The sequence below is a fragment of the Bacteroides sp. M10 genome, from assembly GCF_014334015.1.
Taxonomy (GTDB): Bacteria; Bacteroidota; Bacteroidia; order Bacteroidales; family Bacteroidaceae; genus Bacteroides; species Bacteroides intestinigallinarum.
Genome location: NZ_CP060488.1, coordinates 6,104,142 through 6,130,499, shown reverse-complemented (window position 1 = coordinate 6,130,499; position 26,358 = coordinate 6,104,142). Strand labels below are relative to the sequence as shown.

Annotated in this window: 14 protein-coding genes; 13 read left to right on the top strand and 1 reads right to left on the bottom strand. The window is 41.3% G+C overall.

Features of this window, described 5'->3' with window-relative positions:
* Positions 1-14: 14 nt before the first annotated feature.
* The 5 genes from H8796_RS22895 to fsa all read left to right on the top strand — a co-directional run bounded on the left by H8796_RS22895 (position 15) and on the right by fsa (position 6,739).
* Positions 15-1,442 (top strand): RagB/SusD family nutrient uptake outer membrane protein, encoded by a 1,428-nt coding sequence (locus H8796_RS22895; RefSeq protein WP_117934083.1) that lies wholly within the window; start codon positions 15-17, stop codon positions 1,440-1,442.
* A 16-nt stretch (positions 1,443-1,458) separates the two neighbouring features.
* The gene (locus tag H8796_RS22890) at positions 1,459-3,948 is read left to right on the top strand and encodes a zinc-dependent metalloprotease (protein WP_117934081.1); all 2,490 of its coding nucleotides are present in this window, start codon (positions 1,459-1,461) and stop codon (positions 3,946-3,948) included.
* A 240-nt stretch (positions 3,949-4,188) separates the two neighbouring features.
* On the top strand, positions 4,189-4,935 hold the full coding sequence (gene gpmA / locus H8796_RS22885) for a 2,3-diphosphoglycerate-dependent phosphoglycerate mutase (RefSeq protein ID WP_117934079.1): 747 nt from the start codon (positions 4,189-4,191) through the stop codon (positions 4,933-4,935).
* Positions 4,936-4,962: 27 nt separating this feature from the next.
* Positions 4,963-6,015, top strand: a complete 1,053-nt coding sequence (locus H8796_RS22880) for a class I fructose-bisphosphate aldolase (protein ID WP_117934077.1) — start codon at positions 4,963-4,965, stop codon at positions 6,013-6,015.
* Positions 6,016-6,082: 67 nt separating this feature from the next.
* Positions 6,083-6,739 carry a fructose-6-phosphate aldolase gene (fsa, locus tag H8796_RS22875; RefSeq protein ID WP_117934075.1) on the top strand — a complete coding sequence of 219 codons (657 nt, stop codon included), beginning with the start codon at positions 6,083-6,085 and terminating at the stop codon, positions 6,737-6,739.
* Between the two features lie 85 nt (positions 6,740-6,824).
* On the opposite strand, the gene H8796_RS22870 is transcribed toward fsa, so the two are convergent.
* The gene (locus H8796_RS22870; RefSeq protein WP_117934073.1) at positions 6,825-10,772 is read right to left on the bottom strand and encodes a two-component regulator propeller domain-containing protein; all 3,948 of its coding nucleotides are present in this window, start codon (positions 10,770-10,772) and stop codon (positions 6,825-6,827) included.
* 164 nt (positions 10,773-10,936) lie between these two features.
* Here H8796_RS22870 and H8796_RS22865 point away from each other — a divergent pair, with 164 nt between their 5' ends.
* The 8 genes from H8796_RS22865 to H8796_RS22830 all read left to right on the top strand — a co-directional run bounded on the left by H8796_RS22865 (position 10,937) and on the right by H8796_RS22830 (position 26,353).
* Entirely contained in the window at positions 10,937-12,364 is a 1,428-nt protein-coding gene (locus H8796_RS22865) for an RNase adapter RapZ (protein WP_117934071.1), read from the top strand.
* On the top strand, positions 12,361-13,110 hold the full coding sequence (locus tag H8796_RS22860; RefSeq protein ID WP_187343881.1) for a nucleotidyltransferase family protein: 750 nt from the start codon (positions 12,361-12,363) through the stop codon (positions 13,108-13,110). Before H8796_RS22865 ends, H8796_RS22860 begins: the two co-directional genes overlap by 4 nt.
* Before the next feature lie 108 nt (positions 13,111-13,218).
* Positions 13,219-15,204, top strand: a complete 1,986-nt coding sequence (locus H8796_RS22855) for a response regulator (RefSeq protein WP_117934069.1) — start codon at positions 13,219-13,221, stop codon at positions 15,202-15,204.
* A gap of 826 nt (positions 15,205-16,030) precedes the next feature.
* A complete protein-coding gene (locus H8796_RS22850; protein ID WP_117934067.1) occupies positions 16,031-19,363 on the top strand; it encodes a TonB-dependent receptor in 3,333 nt (1,110 codons plus the stop codon).
* A gap of 16 nt (positions 19,364-19,379) precedes the next feature.
* Positions 19,380-21,185, top strand: coding sequence for a RagB/SusD family nutrient uptake outer membrane protein (locus tag H8796_RS22845; RefSeq protein ID WP_117934065.1), 1,806 nt, complete (start codon positions 19,380-19,382; stop codon positions 21,183-21,185).
* A 33-nt stretch (positions 21,186-21,218) separates the two neighbouring features.
* Positions 21,219-23,147, top strand: coding sequence for a DUF5006 domain-containing protein (locus H8796_RS22840; RefSeq protein WP_117934063.1), 1,929 nt, complete (start codon positions 21,219-21,221; stop codon positions 23,145-23,147).
* A 38-nt stretch (positions 23,148-23,185) separates the two neighbouring features.
* Positions 23,186-24,538, top strand: coding sequence for a PL29 family lyase N-terminal domain-containing protein (locus H8796_RS22835; RefSeq protein WP_117934061.1), 1,353 nt, complete (start codon positions 23,186-23,188; stop codon positions 24,536-24,538).
* A gap of 231 nt (positions 24,539-24,769) precedes the next feature.
* The gene (locus H8796_RS22830) at positions 24,770-26,353 is read left to right on the top strand and encodes a sulfatase (protein WP_117934059.1); all 1,584 of its coding nucleotides are present in this window, start codon (positions 24,770-24,772) and stop codon (positions 26,351-26,353) included.
* The last annotated feature ends 5 nt before the right edge of the window (positions 26,354-26,358 follow it).

Below are 26,358 nucleotides of genomic sequence, written 5' to 3'. Positions count from 1 at the left end.
AAAGACTATAGAATATGCGTAAACTACTTTATATATTGCCGGTTCTGCTGATATTGGGACTTGCGGCTTGTGAGAATTACGTGGATATAACTCCCACAGGTAAGAAGACTGTGGATTCTACTGATACTTATTACGAACTGGTAGCTTTGCCTAACCGGTGTTATTATCCGTCGGCCTTTGCCCTGTTGAGTGATAATGTCTGGTCAAAAGAATCGAATATTATTGGCAAAGAATATCTATCTTGGGATGGAATCAATATGACATTTAATGAAGATGCTGATCGTAAGGAGTTGAGTGATAATAATTTGTATGCGAATTGCTATGAATATATCTTGCGGTCGAATATCGTGATTTCATTGGTGGATTATAGTACAGGTGACAAGGATACTAAAGAACTGGCAAAAGCGGAAGCAAAGATAATGCGTGCTTGGGACCACTTTATTTTAGTAAACACTTTTGCGAAAAGTTATAATCCAGAGACGGCGGCTACTGACGGTGGTGTTGCCATTGTCAGAGAGTATGATCTTGAAGCTACTCCTACTAAAGCGACTGTGGCCGAGGTCTATGATTTTATCATCAAAGATATTGAGGATGCATTACCTTATTTGAAAGAAGAACCGGTGAATGTCTATCATCCGTCGAAAGCTTTTGGCTATGCTTTGGCTGCCCGTGTTTATTTGTTTCATCGCGACTGGAAAAAAGCTGAAGATGCAGCGGAGGAATCATTAAAACGAAATAACAGTTTGATCGATTATATAGCTTTGGAGGATGAGGGAGGGCCAATGAAGGTTTCAACTTATGCTAAAGGTGGAAACCCTGAAGTTTTGAATTATGCTTATATGGGTGGCGTTACCGAAAATCCGGCTTTTACTTATGGTATGATCAGCCCGGAACTGGTACAACTTTTTGGTACGAATGATGAGCGTATGAATCTGTTTTTCAAGACGACTGGAAATCTTGAATACTATTTTGATAAAGGTTCTGGGGCTGCTTTGTGGAATACGTCACTTACTTATGCCAAATTCCAGTATATGGCTGTAGGTATGCGTACAGCCGAAGTTTATCTGATTCTAGCAGAAGCCAAAGCCCGTCAGAACGATTTGTCTGGAGCTGTTGAAGTCTTGAATCTGTTGCGTGAAAAACGAATAAAGGGAAGTGAGGCGATATTACCGGAGCCGGCTACACAGCGTGAGATGATGCAGGAAATTATTAATGAGCGTCGTAAAGAGTTACTTCTTGGTTTTAGTCGTTTTTGGGATTTGAAGCGGTTTAATACGGAACCGGACTATGCAAAGACGATCACCCGTGTTTTCCCGCTAGTTTCTACTAATGTCGAACAGAAGACATATACGTTGAAGCCGGATTCACGTTTGTACATCATTCCGTTCCCGGTGGCTGCCCGTGAAAAAAATCCGAACCTGACATTAAATACTAACGAATAAAATAGATAGAAAAACAATGCAAAAGATTTTGATGATAACTGTATTGCTACTTTTGGCACTGCAAGGAGCAGAAGCACGGTCCGGTGTTATAAATCCGCTTGAACATGGAAAGAAAAGTCTGGTGGTCCGTGAAGATACAGTTAAGAAAGACACTGTTAAGAAAGCGACAGCTTACGAGAAACTTTTGAAAGATGGAGGAAGTGAATGTGAGGGCATGTTTACAGTGCGTCATATCAAGGATGATTGGTATTTTGAAGTACCGGATTCTTTGTTGGGACGATTGTTATTGGTTGTCACTCGCTTTAAAGCTGTACCGCAAGGGTTCAAAATGCTTAGTGGGGAAGAGGTGAACCGTAGTGTGGTTTATTGGGAACAGCATAACGACAAGACGCTCTTTTTACGTGAATATGTACAGTCACAGTTTGCTCCCACAGGTGATAAAATTGCGGAAGCATTGAAGCAGTCAACGATAGACCCGGTTATTTGTAAGTTTGACGTTATCGGTAGAAATCCGAAGACTCAGGCGCAGCTTATCAATGTATCCAAGTTTCTCTTGAGTGATAATAAGACGTGTGGCTTTACATCGAGTGACCGTTCTATTCTTGGCATTGGTTCTTTAGCGCAGGATCGTACATTTATGGATACCATAAAAACCTATCCCATTAATGTGGAAGTGCTTACCTTACGTACTTACAACATAACTTCCGGCAAGTTGCCGGCTGCGGCAACAGGTTCGGTGACAGTGAAACTGAATACCAGTATGGTGATGTTACCCAAAAAGCCTATGCAGCCGAGATTGGCAGATGAACGGGTTGGATTCTTCCAAAATCCGGTGATAGAGTTTTCTGATGACCAGCAAGTTACGACTCGTGGAGCCATTATCCAGCGTTATCGGTTGGAACCGAAAGATCCGGAACGTTATCGGAAAGGACAACTTACTGAACCCAAACGTCCTATTGTGTATTATATAGACCCGGCGACACCCAAAAAATGGATTCCTTATCTTAAAGCTGGTGTGAATGACTGGAATGTAGCTTTTGAAGCAGCCGGATTCAAGAATGCCATTATTGCCAAAGAATGGCCGGACGATCCCACAATGAGCTTGGACGATGCACGCTATAGCGTATTGCGCTATCTACCTTCGGAATCAGAAAATGCTTATGGTCCGCGTATTGTAGATCCTCGTAGCGGAGAGATCATGGAAAGTCATATCTGTTGGTATCACAACGTAATGAACTTACTTAAGAAATGGTATATGGTGCAGTGTGGACCTTTGGATAAACGTGCACAATCAATGACCTTTGATGATAAATTAATGGGGACTCTGATTCAATTTGTTTCTTCGCACGAGGTAGGACATACGCTTGGTTTGCGTCACAATATGGCTGCCAGCTCGGCTACCCCGGTAGAGAAATTACGTGATAAAGCATGGGTGGAGGCCAATGGTCACACAGTATCTATTATGGATTATGCACGGTTTAACTATGTGGCACAACCCGAAGACCGGATTTCAGAAAAAGGGCTTTTCCCCCGTATTGGCGATTATGATAAATGGGCTATAAAATGGGGGTATCAATATCGTCCGGAGTTTAAAGATCCCTTTAAGGAGAAAGCTGTGTTGCGTTCTGAAGTCACGAAGAAACTTCAAGGCGACCATCGCCTGTTGTTTATCGGTGATGAAGGAAAAGGAGCTGATCCCCGCAGCCAGAGTGAGGACTTGGGGGATAATAATATGAAGGCCAATGAATACGGTATGAAGAACCTGAAGAGGGTGATGGAAAATATTATGACTTGGACTGCACAACCTGACGGTCAATATGACGATTTAAATACGATTTATAAATCAGTTCGTGCCCAATATATGAAATATACGCTGCATGTACAGAGAAACTTGGGAGGGCGGTATACTAATAATCTGCCAGGACAGGAACCTCATGATTACCTGCCGCGTAGTGTGCAAAAAGAAGCTGTAGAATGGTTAGGACGGAATTTGCTTGTAGCTCCACTTTGGCTTTATCCTGATAAGGTAGTGAATTGCACAGGAGTGAAAGCTGTGGATGAAATTCGTGACCGCCAAAGTTCTATTATGGCCTTATTACTGGCGCCGGGAATGTTGCAGAATTTGTATTCGGCTTCGATGTGTGCTTCGGATCCTTATCCACTCGAGGAATATTTGGACGATGTGTTTGGTACAGTGTGGAAACCTTTGAATGATTCAAATGAATTAGAGAATAATTTCCGCCGTCAGCAGCAACGGACTTATCTGGGATTTATTGAACGTATGATGAATCCAAGTGACAAAGAGGCCGGAAATGTAAATACGACGGTGAATCGTTCTGATATTTTGCTTTTTATAGAAATGCATCTGGATAAGATTGAAGAATATGTGAAAAGGCAACTTGCCGTATGCAAGGAAGGCGATTTTAATTATAGACATTACACGGCTTTACTACGGAATATAAAGAAAGCAAAAGAAGCGTATTACGGGAAAAATACCGATAAATAAATTCTCTCTCTAACAGGCTTACTCTTCTCTAACAATAAACTTGTTTTGATTCATAATCGATCAATCCATGCAAGTTTAGAGTTAGAGGAGGGTAATTTTTTTATATGTCTAATTACTACATTTTACTTTTCAACTAAAAGAATCATTATTTCTGGGTATTGCCAACTATTTGTTTTCTGGTGAACTTTGTGAAGAAACAATCTGTTGTATATATAAACAGAAGAAAGGAGACTTTTAGCAATGAAAAAGATAGTATTGCTCCGTCATGGAGAAAGTGCATGGAACAAAGAGAATCGTTTCACCGGTTGGACCGACGTAGACCTGACAGAAAAAGGAGTTACCGAAGCCGAAAAAGCCGGAGAAACATTGAGAGAGTATGGCTTTAATTTTGATAAAGCATATACCTCTTATTTAAAGCGTGCAGTGAAAACGTTGAATTGTGTACTCGATAAAATGAATCTCGACTGGATTCCTGTCGAAAAGAACTGGCGCCTGAACGAGAAACATTATGGGGACTTACAGGGATTGAATAAAGCCGAGACTGCCGAGAAGTATGGTGAAGAACAAGTGCTCATCTGGCGCCGTAGTTATGATATAGCCCCTAATCCACTTTCAGAAAAAGATTTGAGAAATCCGCATTTTGATTACCGTTATCATGAAGTGCCCGATGCAGAATTACCTCGCACTGAATCGTTGAAAGATACCATTGAACGTATTATGCCTTATTGGGAAAGTGATATATTCCCCAGTCTGAAAACAGCTCATACGCTGTTGGTGGTCGCTCATGGCAATAGTTTGAGAGGCATCATCAAACATCTAAAAAACATCTCCGATGAAGATATTGTCAAACTGAATCTACCTACGGCTGTGCCTTACGTGTTTGAGTTTGATGAAAACCTGAATGTATCCAGCGACTACTTCCTGGGAAATCCGGAAGAGATCAAAAAGCTAATGGAAGCAGTTGCCAATCAGGGAAAGAAAAAATAAAATAGTTACATATTAAAAAGTAAAGTTATGAGTAAAGTAGTTGAATTATTAAGAGATCAGGCCTGTTATTATTTGGAACATACCTGTGAAACCATCGATAAATCATTAATTCATGTTCCGTCTCCCGATACGATAGATAAAATCTGGATTGATTCGGATCGAAACATAAGAGTATTAAATAACCTGCAATCCCTGTTGGGACATGGACGGCTGGCAAATACCGGTTATGTGTCTATACTTCCTGTCGATCAGGACATCGAACATACTGCCGGAGCATCATTTGCTCCCAATCCGATCTATTTCGATCCTGAAAATATTGTGAAACTGGCTATTGAAGGCGGTTGTAACGGAGTAGCTTCCACGTTTGGAATTCTTGGATCCGTAGCACGTAAATATGCGCATAAGATACCCTTCATTGTGAAATTGAACCACAATGAACTGCTCTCTTACCCGAATAGCTTCGACCAGGTGTTGTTTGGCACTGTCAAAGAAGCCTGGAACATGGGAGCAGTGGCCGTAGGAGCTACTATTTATTTCGGCTCGGAACAAAGTCGCCGTCAACTGGTAGAGATTGCCGAAGCTTTTGAATATGCTCACGAATTGGGTATGGCAACCATCCTCTGGTGTTATCTGCGCAACAATGATTTTAAGAAAGGTGCAGTCGATTACCATGCTGCCGCCGACCTGACAGGCCAGGCCGACCGCTTGGGAGTCACTATCAAAGCTGACATTGTGAAACAGAAACTTCCTACTAATAATGGTGGCTTCAAAGCCATTGGTTTCGGAAAGATCGACGAGCGTATGTATACTGAACTAGCTTCCGAACATCCGATTGACCTTTGCCGTTACCAGGTAGCCAACGGCTATATGGGACGTGTAGGCTTGATTAACTCGGGTGGAGAATCTCATGGTTCTTCCGATTTGCGTGATGCTGTCATTACAGCCGTAGTCAACAAACGTGCCGGAGGTATGGGATTGATTAGCGGACGTAAAGCATTCCAGAAGCCAATGAACGAAGGAGTCGAATTATTGAATACCATTCAGGATGTATATCTTGATCCGTCAATTACGATCGCTTAATCAGGGATGAATAGAAATAAATTCTTATCTTTGACTATTAGATCGTTAACCATTAAAAATTAAGAGTATGAAGTTTTTTATTGACACAGCTAATCTGGAGCAGATTCAGGAGGCTTATGACCTCGGAGTGCTTGACGGTGTGACTACCAACCCTTCGCTGATGGCGAAAGAAGGCATTAAAGGAACGCAGAACCAGCGTGAACATTACGTCAAGATATGCAAGATTGTTGACGGAGATGTAAGTGCCGAGGTGATAGCAACCGATTATGAAGGAATGATTCGTGAGGGCGAAGAACTTGCCGCACTCAATCCGCATATCGTAGTGAAAGTTCCTTGCATTGCCGATGGAATCAAAGCCATCAAACATTTCACGCAAAAAGGAATCCGTACCAACTGTACATTAGTCTTTTCAGTAGGGCAGGCATTGTTGGCAGCTAAAGCCGGAGCGACCTATGTTTCACCTTTTGTCGGCCGTCTGGACGATATTTGTGAAGATGGAGTGAAACTGGTGGGAGATATTGTACGTATGTATCGTACGTATGATTATAAAACACAGGTGCTGGCTGCTTCTATTCGCAATACAAAACATATTATCGAGTGTGTGGAAGTAGGAGCTGATGTGGCTACTTGTCCGTTAAGTGCTATCAAAGGATTGCTCACTCATCCGTTAACTGATTCGGGATTGAAGAAGTTCCTGGAGGATTATAAGAAAGTGAATGGCTGAAATTAAGTGAGATGCAATGATAAAATGGATGGTGAACATCATCGTGGATATTTCCTATCCGCATGATGTTCACCTTTTTTTATTCTCATTCTTTCCTTTCTCGTTTCTGCCTTTCTTTGTATTGGGTCGGCGTTTCTCCTGTGTATTGTTTGAAAGCCGTACTGAAATAGCGTGAAGTAGTAAATCCGATCTTCTCGGTAATTTCCGTGAAAGACATATCCGTATGAGTGATTAATGTGATCGCTTTCTCCATCCGGAATTTATTAATGTAATCATTGGCTCCCATATCGGTTAGAGCTTTCAGCTTATTGTAAAGGGAAGCCCGGCTCATTCCTATTTCTTTGCAAATAAGAGTGACATCCAGATTGCTGTTATCCAGATTCTCCTGAATAATTTTATTCAGTTTCAATAAGAAAGTTTCATCTGCCTGGCTGAATGTGCTTTCTTCCGGTGCAGGGACCAATCCTGTATTCAAATATCTCTTCTTGATAGATTCACGGTTCTTTAACCGGTTGCGAATGATTTCCATCAACATTTCTACCTCAAAAGGTTTTGTAAGATAAGCGTCTGCCCCGTTCTTATAACCACTTAACTGGCTTTGTTTATCATCTCTTGCAGTTAGCAGCACAATGGGAATGTGACTGATGGTAATGTCTTCCTTTATATTTTTACAAAGTTCATATCCATTCATTCTCGGCATCATCACGTCACTGACGATAATATCCGGAACATGGCTTTTGGTCAGTTGGAGAGCTTCCACACCATCCGAAGCAATGATTACCCGTTTGAAATATTCCCCCAGTGATTTTTTCAGGAAATCCGTCAGGTCCGGATTATCATCTACTACTAACACACTGTAAGGACTCGTGTCGAAATTACTCTCCTCCGGCAGTTGTTCTTTACTGTCATCACTCATCAACTCGTTCAGGTAGGCTTTCGGTTGACAGATAATCTCTTCCGACTGTTGTCGCAGCGGGAGTTCAAAGAAGAATGTTGCACCGGCTTCCTGATTATCTTGGGCACCGATAGACCCTCCATGCAGTTCGACCAGAATCTTGGAATAAGATAGTCCGATTCCAGTTCCGCTCTGTTCTCCTGTACCCTGGTAGAAACGGGTGAAGAGTTTCTGTGTATTTACTTGTTTGAGACCGTTTCCTTGATCTATGATGGAGATACGAACCCTGTTTCCCTCTGAAAGCAACTCTGAAGTAATGATTATTTCTGCATCTTGCGGACTGTGTTTTAAGGCATTGATGAGCAGATTACTTAGAATAATCTCACACTTGTCTTTATCGAAACTAACAGTGTCGATATGCGGATCAAGCTGATAACGAATACATACGTTCTTTGCTTCGCCTTCGCTGATGAAATCTTGTGATACATGTTCAATCCATTGATTGAGCGCATACGGGTGTATCTGCAATTTGCTTTCTCCAACCTCCATCTTACGCACGTCAAGTACCATATTAATAAGATTCTTCATTCGCTGTGACTGGCGATATATCGCTTTTATTGGCAGATATTGTGTATCTTCGGCAGAAAGCGATTTTAATATTCGGCTAAGCGGTGCATGTATGAGTGTCAATGGGGTACGCAGTTCGTGACTGATATTAATCAGGAAGCGCACCTTTTCTTCATATACCTGTTGCTCATGTTCCTTCATTGCCCATTTCAGTTTTTCCTCTTTGCGTTTTAACGTCCTTCGGAAAGTTTCGATGACAGCAGCAGTAATGAACACCGCACAACTAATGATAAACCACCATGTCCGATACCAGGGAGGTAAAATCGTCAGTTCCAGTACCTCCTGATTGGGAATCCAACTACCATCTTTGGCCGTGCAGGAAGCCATGATCTTGTAACTTCCCGGAGGGAGAGAGCGTATAACCAGTTCAGGGTTATATGATTCGATTTGTTGATCGTTTAGTCCTTCTATCTGATATCGATACACTTTCTGTCGGAAGATGTCTTCTTCTTTCGACATGATCCGAATCGTAATATTACTGTTCCAAGGTGCGGATATACCTGTCGGATTGCCAGTAAGCTTATCGTTAACGGATTCACCATTGATGACAACCTCTGATAATTGGAGTTTGGGCACTCCGGTAGTAACTAGCGGCAATTTACTGTTAATGTAAAGCAATCCTTTCACGCCTCCCATGTAGACATCTCCCTGTGAACTTAGCAAACGGGGTTTGGATAGATACTCATTCTGGATCACCCCATCAGATTCACCGAATAAAACAAATTTCTTCTCTTTAATCAACCATGCGAAGAGCATATTATCTGTTCCTATCCAAACTTTTCCTTGTTGGTCGCACACTACTTGTGTGACTTCACTGAAAAGAGAAGTGGGTATCGGGGTTTGTTTTTGCGTAGCAGGGTTGTAATGTACCAGTCCGTAATTATTGCCTATCCAGAAATTACCATATTCGTCCCGGGAGACGGAGTTGATAAGCGTATCTTTAATGCATTGATACAAGGTCTCAAGTCGGTTAGTCTCGTTATTCAGACTGAAAATATGTTTAGTATCATTCAGATAGGTGAGGTTTTTATCATTCATTATGGGGAGAATAGTGCCGATAATGTCCGCTCCCTGTTGCTCGGTAGCGATACTGAACGTCTGTTTTTTTAAGTCATATTGATAAACATGATCTCCGAGCAGTAATACACTGTGAGGAGTGTTCTGAAATAAGTTCACTGTTTTCCCGCGGCTTCCGAGACGTGTGGATGTCTCCGGGTCGATAATAATGAACGGAGTTTTTTTGCCGGTTGCCGGATTGAACACAAATACTCCTTGTGAGAAAATGGAGAGCAACAGATTGCCGGAGGTAAAGGGACAGATGGATGCCACTTTGTTTTGCCATGTAGAAGGATAGTGAGTGAATTTCTCTGTGACAGGATTAAACAGGTTAATACCTCCACCGTCTGTACCTACCCAGATACGATCGCTGGATTCCTGATAAATACTTAGTACAGTGTTGTTGCTTAGTCCGTTATCATTTCCCGGCAATACGTTCGTATAAGTTTTCATGGATACTTCCCGAATACTGATTAGTCCGTTGCGGATACTTCCTGCCCACATATTGTTGTTTCGGTCATTGTAAAGACAGAGGATGGAATTGGCAGGGAGGGAATAATTGTCGCTTCCCGGTATGTGTTCCAGCAAGGTGAATTTTCCTGTTTTCGGTTCGAGGATATTGATACCACCTCCGTCTGTTCCGATCCAAATTTTCCCTTCTCGTTCAGCGAGGCTTAGTACGACGTCATTGTTCAATTCAGAGTTCTGCGTGGTATACGAAGCCAGTCGTGTTCCATCATGAGTAAAACAGCTTACACCTCCGTTGTAAGGAGCGATCCATATCCTGTTCTGTGAATCGATCAACATATTCATGATTTCTTTTCCGCAGTCAAAAGGAGGAAGACTATATTTGCCTGTATTTAAATCTAAAAGTAGTAACCCTTGCCATCGGCTACAGCAAAGGAGAGTATGGTCATTCCATAGACTCAGTTGCGTGATGTTGAAATTGGACTCCTGATTGAGTGACTGCAAAAGGCGGAGAGAGGAATCTTGATAACTATAGAAATAAAACTTGTTTTGCGAGCCGAACAATACCCCGTCTTTAATCAGGCAAGTCGAATTGACCCAGATATTATTCCCTTTTTCATCTGTAGGAATAAAAAAATTATCACTTTGCCGTTGATAACATGCCAATCCCTTATCCGTCAGAACCCAGATATTATTCTGCTTGTCCTCTGTGATTTGATTAATTATGTTATGAGGGAGGGAAGAATCCGGATTATTCGCCTGATGAATGTATTTTTTTAGTTCGTGTCCGTCATATCGTCCTAGTCCGGAACGGGTTCCTATCCACACAAAACCTTGCTCATCTGTCAAGATACATCGTACGGTGGAGGGGAGTCCGTCTTTCAGCGAAATTTGTTTATAAAAGTAATGCCCGGCTTGTATTGGAAGAATACCGGCAAGCTGCATAAAAAATGCTATGTATAGTAGAATAAAGATTCTTGTTTTCATGGAATTAGGTCAGTTAAACTGAAACAAAGATAATATATTCAAATGAATGTTTGTTATAAAACAAGCTTATTTTATTATTCCTTTGAGTAAGAGAATAGTCTTTGAATGAAATTTCTTTTCTTTATTTAGCTAGATTCTCTATCTTTGCTCGAAAATATACGACTATGATTATCGAAGAACTACAGAACCTTTATCAGTCATATACGGGTGTTCCCGCTGAAAACATCACTGAATTACCATCTTCCGGTTCCAATCGCCGTTATTTTCGGTTGACGGGTATACAAGTCTTGATTGGCGTTTATGGAGCTTCTATCGACGAGAATGAAGCTTTTCTTTATATGGCAGAACATTTCCGCAAATGCGGTCTGCCTGTTCCCGAAGTTCGCATCGTCTCGGAGGATAAAGCCTATTACTTGCAGGAAGATTTAGGAGATACCCTATTGTTTCATGCCATAGAGAAAGGACGTGCTACCAGTGTTTTTTCCGAAGACGAAAAAGAGTTGCTTCGAAAGACGATCCGCCTGCTTCCTGCTATCCAGTTTGCCGGTGCCGATGGTTTCGATTTTTCTCGCTGCTATCCTCAACCGGAGTTCAATCAACGGTCTATTCTCTGGGATTTGAATTACTTCAAATATTGTTTCCTGAAAGCTACCGGCATGGAGTTCCAGGAAGACAAACTGGAAGACGATTTCCAGAAAATGAGTGATGTCTTGCTTCGTAGTTCTTCCGCTACTTTCATGTATCGTGATTTTCAGAGCCGTAATGTGATGATAAAAGACGGAGAACCGTGGCTCATCGACTTTCAGGGAGGACGCAAAGGACCGTTCTATTATGACATAGCCTCCTTCCTGTGGCAAGCGAAAGCGAAATACCCGGATAGTCTCCGTAGAGAACTGCTGCAAGAATATATAGAAGCTCTTCGCAAATACCAACCGATTGACGAATCCTATTTTTATAGCCAACTTCGTCACTTTGTTCTTTTCCGTACGTTGCAAGTGCTGGGCGCTTATGGGTTCCGTGGATACTTCGAAAAGAAACCGCATTTTATTCAGAGTGTTCCCTATGCCATCGAAAACCTGCGTGAATTGCTAAAAGAAGAATACCCGGAATATCCGTATCTCTGCAAAGTTTTACGGGAACTTACCGGACTGAAACAGTTTACGGATGACCTGAAAAAGCGGCAGCTTACTGTCAAGGTGATGAGCTTTGCTTATAAGAAAGGGATTCCTGATGACTCCACCGGCAATGGAGGAGGGTATGTGTTTGACTGCCGGGCCGTCAACAATCCCGGTAAGTATGAGCGTTACAAACCCTTTACCGGACTGGATGAACCTGTAATTACTTTCCTCGAAGAAGATGGTGAAATACTCCGTTTCCTCGATCATGTCTATGCTTTGGTAGACGCCTCCGTGAAACGCTATATGGAACGTGGATTCAGCAATTTGTCCGTTTGCTTTGGCTGTACCGGTGGACAACATCGTTCCGTTTACTCAGCCCAGCATCTGGCAGAACACCTGAATCAGAAATTTGGTGTGAAAGTCGAACTGGTGCACCGGGAACAGAATATAGAACGTACGTTTGAGGCAAAATGAAAGCAATGATATTTGCAGCCGGTTTGGGTAGCCGGTTGAAACCGCTTACCGATACCATGCCTAAGGCCATGGTTCCCATAGCCGGACGTCCGATGTTGGAACATGTGATTTTAAAACTGAAAGCTGCCGGATTCACGGAAATAGTGATTAACATCCACCATTTTGGCGATCAAATACTTGACTTCCTGAAAGCCAACGGGAATTTCGGGCTTACCATACATATCTCCGACGAACGTGAGCTGTTGCTCGATACGGGTGGGGGAGTCAGGAAAGCCCGTCCTTTCTTTGAAAATTCCGATGAACCTTTCCTGATACATAATGTAGATATTCTTTCAGATGTGAATCTGAAAGAATTATATGACTATCATTTACAAAGTGGCGCTGTTGCCACTTTACTGGCCAGCCGGCGTAAAACGTCCCGCTATCTTCTTTTTGATATGGATAAGAGACTTTGCGGATGGATCAACAAGGATACCGAACAAGTGAAACCGGAAGGTCTTTATTATGATCGTTCTCTTTATCAGGAATACGCATTCAGTGGCATCCATGTACTTTCACCAGCCATTTTCCAGTGGATGACTTCTCCTTGCTGGGATGGGAAATTCTCAATTATGGATTTCTATCTTGCCACTTGCCGGCAAGTGAACTATGGCGGTTACCTGGCAGAAAAATTGCATCTGATTGATATCGGTAAACCCGAAACATTGGCGAAAGCAGAAGAATTCCTATACCAAAATACTAGATAAAGATACTGAAAGAGGCTAAAAGGCCTCTTTCTTTCTATGTAACAAAATATTTAAGTAACTTTGCTTAGATAAACAATCAATATTGTAATACTATACAAATTTTGCTGCATGGAACAGACTTTGGTAAATGGGATAGCTGATAACTTCTTGCATAATATCTTTAATGACTTGTCTGTAGGCTTGGAGTTGTATGATAAGGATGGTCTTATGATAGATGTCAATTATTCGCGGTTGAGATCAATGGGGATAAAAGACAAAAAAGACATTCTGGGCTATAATCTATTCAACTACACCAGTTTCTCTGATGAAATCAAGGAGCAGATCCGAAAGGGAGAAACCGTACGCTTTGTGGCAAAATATGATTTTGAAACTTTGCGACGTCTTTTTCCTACCCATTTGTCCGGTATCAAATTCTTCGAGATTACCGTTTCTTTCGTACATAATGATAAGTCTGAAATTACCAACTATATGGTGATAACTCAAGATGTCACCGAACGTGTTTTGTGGCAAAACAAATATGACAATCTTTACGAAGAGGCTGTGCGCTCGAAAAAAGAACTTCTTGAGAGCGAGCAAAGGATGATTCATTTGATTCGTCAGAATGAATTGGTCTTGAACAATATTAATTCAGGATTAGCGTATATTGCAAACGACTATATCGTACAATGGGAGAATATCTCACTTTGTAGTAAAAGCCTTTCTTATGAGGCTTACAAAAAAGGAGAACCTTGCTATCTGACAGCCCATAATCGTACTACTCCTTGTGAGAATTGTGTGATGCAACGTGCCCGGAAATCCGGTCAGGTAGAGTCCATCTTTTTTAATCTGGACAATAAGCACGTCATTGAAGTATTTGCTACTCCTATATTTAATGAACAGGGAGATGTTGACGGTGTCGTGATTCGTGTAGATGATGTTACCGAGCGGCAGCACATGATTGGTGAACTTGAAAAGGAAAGGAATCGGGCGGAACAATCCGATAAACTGAAATCTGCTTTTCTGGCAAATATGAGCCATGAAATCCGTACTCCGTTAAATGCTATCGTAGGTTTTTCCGACTTGCTGATGGTGACGGAAGATAAAGAAGAAAAAGAAGAATTCATCCAGATTATCAATGCCAACAATGAATTACTGCTGAAACTGATTAACGACATACTGGATCTTTCGAAAATAGAAGCTGGCTCGGTAGAATTGAAATACGAAGATTTTGATCTGGCTGTTTATTTCAACGAATTGGCTGCTGCAATGCATCATCGTGTAGTGAATCCACAGGTTCGTTTGGTTGCTATAAATCCTTATGAGTCTTGTATTGTTCGTCTGGATAAGAACCGGTTGGCACAAATTCTCACTAATTTTGTAACTAATGCCATCAAATATACCTCTGAAGGAACCATTGAAATGAGGTATGAAAAGATAAACGGGAGTGTCCATCTTTATGTTCGCGATACAGGCATCGGTATTCCGGAAGATAAAAAAGACAAGGTGTTTCATCGTTTCGAGAAACTGGATGAGTTTGCACAAGGAACCGGATTGGGATTGTCCATTTGTAAGGCTATAGTTGAGGCTTGCAGAGGAGAGATAGGTTTTGAGTCGGAATTTAATAAAGGATCTTTGTTTTGGGCAGTTTTGCCGTGTCAGTTCGAATCGGTCGACAGTGAACCGGGGGCTTCCCGTCAACGGCTTGGAAGAGAAGTGAATGGGGAGAAAGATGAATCTCATGCTTCCGGAGAAATGAAGTCTCCAAAGAGAATTCTTGTAGTAGAAGATATTCAGAGTAATTTCTTCTTAGTATCTTCTATTTTAAAAAACAAATGTCAGCTGCTACATGCACCGAATGGGCTGAAGGCGGTTGAGATTGTTCGTACCCAAGCGGTAGATCTGGTACTGATGGATATGAAGATGCCTGTTATGGATGGGCGCGCTGCAACCTCCGAGATTCGGAAATTCAATACGGAAATTCCAATTATCGCCCTGACCGCTCATGCTTTTGATGCCGACCGGGTAGCTGCTTTAAAAGCCGGCTGTGATGATTATCTGGTGAAGCCGATCAATGGAGCAAAGTTGATGCAGACGTTGAAAGAGTATGGTTGCTGAAAGGATTGGATTAAAAATGTGCTGATCTGAAAAAATGTATATTCCATTCATCCAGCTTTCAATTTTTCGATCACTGGCTTATAGTTTGCAGAAAAACGCGCTTCATTTTCATTTATAGAGTGTGAAATTATATGTCGTTTGACTGTATAACAGTTGAAAATGCTTCTTGTTGGTTCATTTTTATGTTTATATGCTTCTTATTTTCCTATATAGAGAATATTCTGCTTTTTATTTCGGTTGCTTATTTAAAGATGAATTAGCTTGCAAATAGTCTTTTTAGAGAGCTTTTGTATCTTGGTCGGTGGCTTTGAATAGATTTCTCGGTGAGTAAGGAGGTGTTGCTCACCGAGGAACGATTTGTTGCTCACCGGGGAAGTTTATTAATTTCTTTGGGAAGAATGCATATTATCCGAAAACAAATGTAGTATTTCTCTTCTAATATGCATATATATGTAATTTCTTAATGCTTTTTTATACCAGGGTACTTTTTTCTGTAACCGTTTCATCTTTCTGGATATGAAAAATAGAACATGTATCCAGCTTAAAAGAAAAGTTAGGCCTTATCATAATTATAGATTTCCTTATTTGACTTGAAAAGTGTTCAATAATGTCTACAACGCTATAATTTATCGATGAAATGGATGATTTTAGACAAAATTGGATATAAAATAGCGATTTTGGAACATCTTATTTTTATAGCCTTCTTATTTTTGTAGCCGATAAGAGTTGCCAAATAATGGTTTTTAGGAACTCTTTCAAACTAATAATCTTTGAGATTTATTTTTGTTAGCTAATAAATAAAGTCTTTATTATTAAATGTAATATTATGAAAAGAAAGAAGCTTATGAAAAAACAAAGCTGCTTTGTTGTTCTTCTGATGCTGCTCCTGTTGTTTCCGTCGGGAGTATTTGCACAGCAACAAATGATTAAAGGACAAGTAGTAGATGATAAGGGTGAAACTGTTATTGGTGCTACAGTCATGGTAAAAGGAGGGCAAGAAGGTGCCATAACCGATATTGATGGAAATTTCTCTGTAAAAGGTAAAGTTGGAGCCACATTAACTATTTCTTATGTAGGTTTTTCTCCTCTTGAAGTAAAAGTAACGAAACTGGAGGGTAATCGTTTCGTGCTCAAAGAAGATTCAAAAGTACTTGATGAAGTGGTAGTGGTAGGTATGGGTAAGCAGAAACGCAATACAATTACGGCTGCCGTAGCTACTGTTAAGTCGGATGCGATTGTCAATCGTCCGGTAACCGATGTGACTAGTGCGCTGCAAGGTAATGTCGCTGGTTTAAACTTTGCGTCAGATGCTGCAGCGGACGGTGTAGGTGGTGAGACTGGTGCTGAAATTAAATTTAATATTCGTGGAGTTGGTTCTATCAATGGTGGCGAACCTTATGTATTGGTAGACGGTGTGGAACAAAGTATGCAGAATGTCAATCCTGCCGATATCGAAAGTATCAGTGTTTTGAAAGATGCTTCCGCATCAGCAGTGTACGGTGCCCGTGCTGCTTATGGAGTAGTATTGGTGACCACTAAAAGCGGACGGAAGGAAAAGACACGTGTTACCTATCGCGGAACAGTTGGTTTCAGTTCTCCTATTAATATGCCGCAAATGATGAACTCATTAGAGTATGCCAACTATTGCAATCAGCGGGATGTGAATATGGGACGTACGGCGCAGATCTCAAATGCAACCATCGAAAAAATGAAAGGTTTTATGGCTAATCCTTATTCGGCAGAATTTCCCGGCATCGGTCCTAATCAAGCGGGTGACGGTTGGGCTGCAGCCGATAATGTTCAGTATGGTAATACAGATTGGTTTGATTATTATTTCAAAGACCGTGCGATACGTCATTCTCATAATTTGAGTGTACAGGGTGGTGGAGAAAAATCTATTTATTACATTGGTTTAGGATATACTTATCAGGAAGGTTTGATGGATCAGGTTCAGGATGATCTAAAAAAGTATAATATCAATACTAAGTTTTCGGTTACAGCAACCGATTGGTTGAAATTCCACTTTAATAATAATGCAACGATAAACATAATCAATCGCCCGATGGCTAATCAGACTATTTTTTATGGTACGATAGCCAATACGGCTCCAACCCGTGTGACTCAATTACCCATTGAACAGACGGAGTATTTTACTCCAACCTGGAATGAATTATTATACTTAAAAAAGTCCAATTATAATCAGAACCGTGTTTCGGATGCATTATCTTTCTCGGCTATTATTACCCCGCTGCAAGGGTGGGACATCATGGGAGAAATGAAAGCTCGTCTGGATGTGGAAAATAATAGTTTTAAACTGAAAAAAAGCAATCATGCATTGCCTAACGGGCAAGTTATAGAGACTTCCGGCAACCGTCAGGGGTATCAATATCCGGGTATGAGATGGCAAAATACACGTTTCGGTTCACTGACACGCGGTAGTGCTTTCAATTACTATCTGTCTCCCAGTTTGTCCAGTACCTACATGAATCAATGGGGGGATCATGACTTTAAAATCATGGCAGGTTATCAAATGGAATTGCAAGAAAATTCCAGTGAATATATGTATAAAGATGGAATGTTGAGCGAAGATACTTATTCATTTGACAATGCTGATGGAACCGTATATGCCGGAGAGGCTCGTACCCACTGGGCTACGATGGGATTTTATACTCGAATCAACTGGAACTATCAGAATACTTATTTCTTGGAACTTAGCGGACGTTATGACGGCTCTTCCCGCTTTGCATCGGGACATCGTTGGGGATTCTTCCCGTCTTTTTCTGCCGGTTATGACATTGCCCGTACTAAATACTTTACCGATTTAAATATGCCGGTATCACAATTTAAAGTACGTGTCTCTTATGGACGTCTGGGAAATCAGAATGGTGCCGGATTATATGATTATCTGGGAGTGATGAGTCTTGACCCGAATAATGTGAATGCATGGTTACTTCCGGGAGGAGGTGATGTAATAGGTAAAGGAACAATCTCATTAACTCCGAAAATGATTAGCCCGTACATCACATGGGAGAAAGTAGATACTGCCAACTTCGGTTTGGATCTTATGTTATTGAAAGATCGTTTGTCTGTAACGTTTGATGTTTATCAACGTACGACCAAAGACATGATTGGTCCTGCTGAAGCGATTCCGGCTGTCAGCGGTATCATTCCTGATGATCGTGCAAAAATAAATAATGCTACTCTTCGTAACCGTGGTTGGGAACTCTCTGTCAACTGGCAGGATAAGTTGAAATGTGGTTTTAGTTATGGAATAGGATTCAATTTATTCAATTACAAGGCTGTTATAACGAAGTATAACAATCCTGAAGGCATTATTTATAACAACCATACCGGTTTGGATCGCAACAAAGGTTATTATGAAGGAATGGATATAGGTGAAATCTGGGGATTCGTAGCAGATGACTTGTTTATGACCAATCAGGAGATTGATTCATATCTGAATAGTAAAGACCTTTCTTTCTTTAAGAATGACAACCTTTGGCAAGTAGGTGATTTGAAATATCTGGATACTAATCGTGATGGTAAAGTAGATCCGGGAAAAGGAACATTGGAGGATCATGGCGATCTGAAGGTAATCGGAAATGCTACACCTAAATATTCATTTGGTATCAATTTGAACTTGGGATATAAAGGATTCTCTGTCTCTACTTTATTCCAGGGAGTGGCGAAACGTGATTTTGCATTAGCGGGAAGTACTTATCTTTTTGGTGGAAAGAACTTCTTTAAAGAACATCTCGACTATTTTAGCCCGTCGAATCCCCGTGGATATCTTCCTCGTCTGACAGACCCCAAAACAGTAGATTATAATACAAATATTGGTTACAATACAACACGCTATATGGTCAATGCCGCCTATATGCGTATGAAGAACCTAACCGTGTCTTATACATTCGACAAGAAACTCCTGAAAACGATGAGACTGGAAAATTTGAGAGTATATTTTACGTGTGACAATCTGTTCACTATTACTAAGTTGCCTAAGGCTTTTGACCCTGAAACATTGAATCAGGTAAATACTTGGGCGGGTGGTAGCAATGCCACAGCACCGGGACTTACCTCCGCTGCCAATGAAAACGGTAACGGTAAAGTATATCCGATGAACAGAAACTTTGTGTTTGGTCTTGATTTTACTTTTTAATAAATAATAGAGAAGTATGAAACGATTTTATTTATATATAGTATTGATGGCAGGTCTTGGCACATGTGTATCTTCTTGTGCCGACTTTTTGGATCGTGAGCCGCTTACCGTGCCGAACAACGAATCGTTCTTGTCCGGTGAAGCCCAAGTGCGTGGATATATCAATGGTCTTTATACAGCGCTTCCTTCATTGGCAAAATTCGGGATGGGAGTGCGTGGAGAAGAAAAGAACAGTGATAATATTCTTTCTGAAATTTACAATAAGCGTCTGAATGGTGAGGAAACCTTGTTTTCCAGCAGTGAAGACTGGGAAAACGGTTATAGGAATCTGCGTAATGTGAACTATTTCTTTCACTATTACCTGGTACCGGAAGACATGGAAACAGAAGAAGTAAAATCATTGAAAGGCGAAGCTTACTTCTTACGGGCTTACTGGCACTTTGTTCAGTTGAAGAAGTTCGGTAATATTCCTATTATGGATGCTTTCTGGGATGAACATGCCACGATAGCTGGTTTGCAGATCCCGCAGAAAGATCGTGGTGAAGTTGCTAAATTTATCTTGGAAGATCTGGACAAAGCAGAGAAACTATTGTTCAATAGAAGCAAGTACAGCGGTTTGCGTATTTGTAAGGAAGCGGCTATGTTGCTTGCCATGCAGGTTGCGCTATATGAAGGTTCGTGGGAGAAATACCACAAGAATGATGAATTTGCGGCTGCCACTGACCAATCGGCTTATTTCTTTGGAGAAGTGTTGAGATGGGGAGATATGCTTTTCGAGCAAGGTATAAAATTAAATACGAAAGAAACAGATGGCGGTGTAGTCAATTCGGGAGATGCTTACGGACGTCTGTTTAATCAAAATGATTATTCCAACATTTCAGAAGTATTGTTCTGGAGAAAATATTCGGTTACTGATGGTGTATTTCATGCTTTGACCGGATTAGTGGGTGGAGGAGTTGTCGATCAGGATGGACCTGCCGGTATAGCCGGAGATTTGGTAAATACCTATTTGAATGCTGATGGAACGCCCGTTGATCCGAACAATAGCAAGTTTAAGGATTTTAACGAAACCTTTAAAAGCAGGGATTTGCGTCTCACAGAAACTATCATGAGCACTGGCTATAAGTTTAAATCTACTGCGAAAGGTTCTCGTCCGATGAAAGTGGCAGATGCTTCTGCCGGTGATAAAACAATCAATCCTCCTTTTCTGGCAGGTGATGGTAATGCCAAAAATGTAACAGGGTATCACATTCGTCTTGGAGTAGATACGACATACGTGTCGGGGGACTGTGAAACCGGACTGGTACTCATGCGTTATGCTGATGCATTATTGAGCTATGCCGAAGCTGCCGAGGAACTGGGCAAATGTGATGATGAAGTGTTAAGTAAAACATTGAAACCTCTGCGCGCACGTGCCGGAGTCACTTATGTGACACCTGTCAGAGATCCTAACTTTACAGATTATGGTTATACGTTGACTCCCGTTATGCAGGAGATTCGTCGTGAGCGTCGTGTGGAACTGGCATTGCAGGGATATCGTCTGGATGATCTGATGCGTTGGGCTGCTGATAAAGTAATTGTTGGCAAACGTGGCAAAGGAGCATATTTGGGACATGATGGTATTTTATACAAATCATTTGCGGAAGATAAACATGAAGCATTGGCCAAAGTATTGGTAGATGGCAACGGATGGATGGATCCTTTGCAGGAGTTGATACCGGGTGGTTATCAATTCAATCCTAAGAGAGACTATCTGTTACCTATTCCTCCAAGTGAACTGGAACTGAATAAGCAGATGAAACAGAATCCGGGGTGGAAATAATAATCATAGACTTTATAATTAAAGATATACTGTATGAAAAAGATTTTAGAATGGACATATTTGTGGATGCTGCTTATATTGGTGGCAGTGAGTATGTCAGGATGTTCTGACGATGATAATGTAAGCCCGTTGGCAGAACCTGTACCTTTAAAGATGACACTGAATAGTACAGATTTGGTAATGGGAGAGGTGATGGAAATCACTTTTGACGTGACAGGTACGGAAGAAGGAAAAAAAGCGATGAATGAGGATCTGAATATCAGATTGAGTGCCACTACTGATAAAGGAGCAGTCGACCAGTTGGTATTTGATGATTTTCCATCGGTGGTTACCATGAAGCAGGGAGAGACGACTAAAACCGTCCGGGTTCCTGTAAAGAAAGAAGGACTGAATAGAGAACGTTCCGTCGAAATATCTGCATTTGCACGTGGATATAGAATGGCAGGTGCTTTGCAAATTGTGACTGTCAGTGACTATCACTACTCTAAAGTTTCATTGAAAAATAATGCCGATAATACGGTGAAGGAGGGACAGACTTTTGTATTGGTAGCTTCCGTCAATACTACATTGAAAGACGAACTTACCATTACTATTACTCCTAAAGCCGGAGAAGGAGAACGTTATGAAAATCTTCCTTTAGAATTGACTATTCCTGCCGGAGCGAACTCGGTAGAAAGTGCGCCGGTTACTATGATAAAAGATGTGAATACTACCGAGGATGAAGAGCTGACTCTTGATCTTGCTACAATTCCTGTTCTTAGCCGTTATCCTTTGCAAGATACGAAGCTGATTATAAAGAAGATTGATATTCATAAGAATATGGGCAGTGAGGTAAGAGATGAGCGCTGGCTATATGAAGATGCAGATCAGTTGTTTGTTTCACCGAAAAATGAAGCGGCTATAAAAGCTTGGGGACAGACTAATTATCAGGTAATGAATGAGGGCGATCCTCATCCGAATAGTGGAAAAGTGCTTCCGGAAGGAAAATGGAAGTTCTTCCGTGCATACGAATTTCATAAAATATCTTCGTGTTTAACGACAAAAGAAAGCAATGATAAAACATATGTGAGTAATGAATATCCTTTAGGTTTTGCTGACCAGAACACAGCGGCGGTAGAAACTGCAGGTTCTGTGGATAATGCTAAATATGCATGGGTTACAGACGAAGGTTATTTGAGAATGATTTCACTGAAAGAGCGTACTCCAGGAAATAATGGTACTAAAGATTTTGGAACTTCTGCTTTTTATTCCTGTAAGTTTATGCGAGGAAATGTAAATAGTCCTACTTGGGCATCCTCTAACATCCGTATTTATCCGGGAATGCGTATCGAGACACGCGCACGCATTCGTGGTGCAGAAAATAGCGGAATGTTACCGGGTATCTGGCTCCAGGGTAATGAGCAGGTAGGAGGCGACTCGCAGTGGAACGTTTGGCCGGATTTTGGAGAAATAGACGTGATGGAAAATAACACCAAACATGGAAATCTAAGCTATAGAAGATCAGCGGAGCAAACTTTCCATATCGGAAATACAGCTCCTGGAACAGGGGGAAGCCGGCATTATAATCCGACTGTTGCCGTAACTGACATTGCGGGAACAATAGATCAGTTCCAGATTTATTGGATGGAATGGGTGGATAATCAGACCGTGCGTATGGGAGTCAATGGTAAGACTACAATAACCATAACTGAAGCACAAGCGTTGGCTAATGGTGCCAGATGGCCGTTTACAGATAAAGTAAATACCGAGGGACTTTATTACATTCTGACGATGATGTTCCTAGGTAAACAGGCTCCGAATTATCCATCAATGGAAATGAGTTATTTGACAGCAAGGAATATGTTGAAAAATAATCCGAATGCGCTGATTCCCCGTATGGAGATAGACTGGGTTCGTTTCTATATCGACGATACCTATACCGATCATGATATGCCATATCGGAAAGATCTGATCCTTTATTAATAAACTGAATAAATAAACCTTTTTAATAAGATAATAATATGAAACTGAAATCAATTTTATGTGTAGTATTTGCGGCAACTTTATTAGGCAGTTGTAGCTATGATGACGGAGATTTGTGGGATGCAGTCAACGGACAGGAAGAGAGAATTTCCGCTTTGGAGAAATGGCAGAAGACAGTGGTTGAGCAACTGAATTCCTTGCAGGGAATTCTTACTGCTACAGATTATATTACCGATGTAGAGAAGGTGACAAAAGAAGATGGAACGGAAGGCTATAAAATCTCATTCCTTCATGCATCTCCTATTACGTTGTTTTACAACAAAGACGGTGAGGTGAGTGGAACGAATGAAGAAAGTATTGGCGTGGATAAAGGCGATGATGGTAAATGGTATTGGACATTGGGCGGTGAGCCCTTGCAGGTAGATGGTAAAACTATTTACGTAAATAGTGGAGATGCTATCAAAATGGAAACAAATCAGGACGGTTCTACCAAATTAACCATTGGAGATAATTCAGTGACGATACCGTCATATCCGGTTGCCCATCCTGTGACAGGAGTTACTCAATCGGGTAATATTGTTACAATTACATTGAACGGAGGTGCAACGGTAGAACTTCCTAAATATATCAACTGGAATGGTTATTTAGCAGCGGAATATAGTAAAGAGACTGCAGGAGAAGAAATTTATCCGATAGTGCTTCCGGAAGGCTGTATTATGAGAATGTTGGATACCAATCCTTCAAACTGGGCAATCCAAGTGACAGGTTCGGGAAATAACACAAAATTGAAAGTTGTTTATCCGGCAACCGGAGAAGCTACAGTCGCTTTCTTGCTTTCGGATGGAGAAACTCAAACAGTAATTAAAACAGTGACGTTTAAGGCAGCTACAGACCCGGGTATCCAGTGGACTACTATAGAATATACAGGTGCAATTATCACAATACCGGAGGGGGTATCGAGTATTAAGGTGACAGGAGCGTGTTCTGGAGGAGCTCCAAGTTTTAGAGATCACATCGCTACACCTCTGAAGACAGCAAGTGGTGTGGTAAATATTGATTTATCGGAATTGGTATATAGTGCGGCTATTCCAGCTAACGCATTTTATATAAATCTTCCTGCTTTGCCAGAAAAGGACAAGAACACATCCATTGAAACAATTATTCTTCCGAAGGGGACTATTAATATTTTCAATCTGGCATTCAAGAACTGTGTTGCTTTAAAAAGCTTGACTATTTTATCAGCAACTACCTTAGGATATAATGCTACGGCTTTCGAAGGTTGTGATGCTTTGGAATCTATCTTTGTAGCGACAGATAAAGTAGAAGCATATAAAGCGGGTTGGAGTGCACTAGCGGATAAGATCAAACCGATTCCCGAAGCAGGAGAGTAAAAGGTCTATTTTGTCATCAGATTTTTTAATGACATGAATACCTTTCAATCAAAAGGGGGAAAATCCCCCTTTTTGCCACTTATAAGTATAGCAAGTAAATAGTGATTTCCTGTATTTTTTGGTGAAACAAAAAGATTTGTAGAATATTGGACATTAATTGGTGATTTGTGGAAGTCTGAATAGATGGCATCCCCTACCTTTGTCGCTATAATCTAATATAAAGTTGTTTTTATGGAAAAACTGCAATCCAACTTATTCTTTCCTTTAGCGGGAGTAGCTGCTGTAGCTTCCCTTGCTTCTTGTGCAGGCAAGCAAAAACCTGCGGAACAGCAACCTCTGAACATTGTCTATATCATGACAGACGACCATACGGCTCAAATGATGAGCTGTTATGACACTCGCTATATGGAAACTCCGAATCTCGACCGTATTGCTGCCGACGGAGTACGTTTTACTCAAAGTTTTGTAGCCAATTCTCTAAGCGGTCCCAGCCGCGCCTGCATGATAACGGGCAAACATAGCTGTGCAAACAAATTCTACGATAATACCACTTGCGTTTTCGACAGTTCTCAACAGACTTTCCCTAAACTCTTGAGAAAAGTCGGTTATCAGACCGCATTAGTTGGTAAATGGCACCTTGAGAGTTTGCCATCAGGATTTGATTACTGGCAAATTGTCCCCGGACAAGGAGACTACTATAATCCGAACTTTATCACGCAGAACAATGATACCATTCAGAAACACGGCTATATCACCAATCTTATTACGGATGATGCCATCGACTGGATGGAAAACAAGCGTGATCCGCAAAAACCTTTCTGCCTTTTGATTCATCACAAGGCTATTCATCGTAACTGGATGGCGGATACCTGCAATCTGGCTTTGTATGAGGACAAGACTTTCCCATTGCCGGATAATTTCTTTGATGATTATGAAGGTCGTCCGGCTGCTGCCGCACAAGAAATGAGCATTGTGAAAGATATGGATATGATCTATGACCTCAAAATGCTGCGTCCCGACAAAAACTCACGGTTAAAATCACTGTATGAAAGATTCTTGGGCCGAATGGACGAAGGACAACGTGCTGCATGGGACAAATTCTATGCTCCGATTATCGACGACTTCTATAAGCAAAATCTGAAAGGAAAAGAACTGGCTAACTGGAAGTTCCAGCGTTATATGCGCGACTACATGAAGACAGTGAAGTCTCTGGATGACAATGTAGGCCGTGTACTCGATTATCTGAAAGAAAAAGGATTACTGGATAATACACTCGTTGTCTACACTTCCGACCAAGGCTTCTATATGGGTGAACATGGCTGGTTCGACAAACGCTTTATGTATGAAGAATCCATGCGCACACCGCTTGTCATGCGCTTGCCGAAAGGCTTCGACCGTAGAGGGGATATCACCGAAATGGTACAGAACATCGACTATGCACCCACTTTCCTCGAATTGGCAGGAGCAGAGGTGCCATCGGATATCCAGGGAGTCTCACTTGTTCCTCTGTTGAAAGGAGAACATCCGGAGAACTGGCGCAAGGCACTTTATTATCACTTCTATGAATATCCGGCCGAGCACATGGTGAAACGTCATTATGGAATACGCACGGAACGCTATAAATTGATTCATTTCTATAATGATATCAATTGGTGGGAACTCTATGACATGCAGGCAGATCCGACAGAGATGCATAACCTCTACGAGCAACCTGAATACGAACCGGTAGTGAAAGAGTTGAAAGAAGAGATGTTGAAACTACAAGAACAATATAATGACCCTGTCCGATTCTCCCCCGAAAGAGACAAGGAATAACCCTG

Bases quoted from the DNA above. Each gene is read 5' to 3' on its own strand.
- H8796_RS22895 (WP_117934083.1), top strand. From the start codon at position 15: ATGCGTAAACTACTTTATATATTGCCGGTTCTGCTGATATTGGGACTT.
- H8796_RS22890 (WP_117934081.1), top strand. From the start codon at position 1,459: ATGCAAAAGATTTTGATGATAACTGTATTGCTACTTTTGGCACTGCAA.
- gpmA (WP_117934079.1), top strand. From the start codon at position 4,189: ATGAAAAAGATAGTATTGCTCCGTCATGGAGAAAGTGCATGGAACAAA.
- H8796_RS22880 (WP_117934077.1), top strand. From the start codon at position 4,963: ATGAGTAAAGTAGTTGAATTATTAAGAGATCAGGCCTGTTATTATTTG.
- fsa (WP_117934075.1), top strand. From the start codon at position 6,083: ATGAAGTTTTTTATTGACACAGCTAATCTGGAGCAGATTCAGGAGGCT.
- H8796_RS22870 (WP_117934073.1), bottom strand. From the start codon at position 10,772: ATGAAAACAAGAATCTTTATTCTACTATACATAGCATTTTTTATGCAG.
- H8796_RS22865 (WP_117934071.1), top strand. From the start codon at position 10,937: ATGATTATCGAAGAACTACAGAACCTTTATCAGTCATATACGGGTGTT.
- H8796_RS22860 (WP_187343881.1), top strand. From the start codon at position 12,361: ATGAAAGCAATGATATTTGCAGCCGGTTTGGGTAGCCGGTTGAAACCG.
- H8796_RS22855 (WP_117934069.1), top strand. From the start codon at position 13,219: ATGGAACAGACTTTGGTAAATGGGATAGCTGATAACTTCTTGCATAAT.
- H8796_RS22850 (WP_117934067.1), top strand. From the start codon at position 16,031: ATGAAAAGAAAGAAGCTTATGAAAAAACAAAGCTGCTTTGTTGTTCTT.
- H8796_RS22845 (WP_117934065.1), top strand. From the start codon at position 19,380: ATGAAACGATTTTATTTATATATAGTATTGATGGCAGGTCTTGGCACA.
- H8796_RS22840 (WP_117934063.1), top strand. From the start codon at position 21,219: ATGAAAAAGATTTTAGAATGGACATATTTGTGGATGCTGCTTATATTG.
- H8796_RS22835 (WP_117934061.1), top strand. From the start codon at position 23,186: ATGAAACTGAAATCAATTTTATGTGTAGTATTTGCGGCAACTTTATTA.
- H8796_RS22830 (WP_117934059.1), top strand. From the start codon at position 24,770: ATGGAAAAACTGCAATCCAACTTATTCTTTCCTTTAGCGGGAGTAGCT.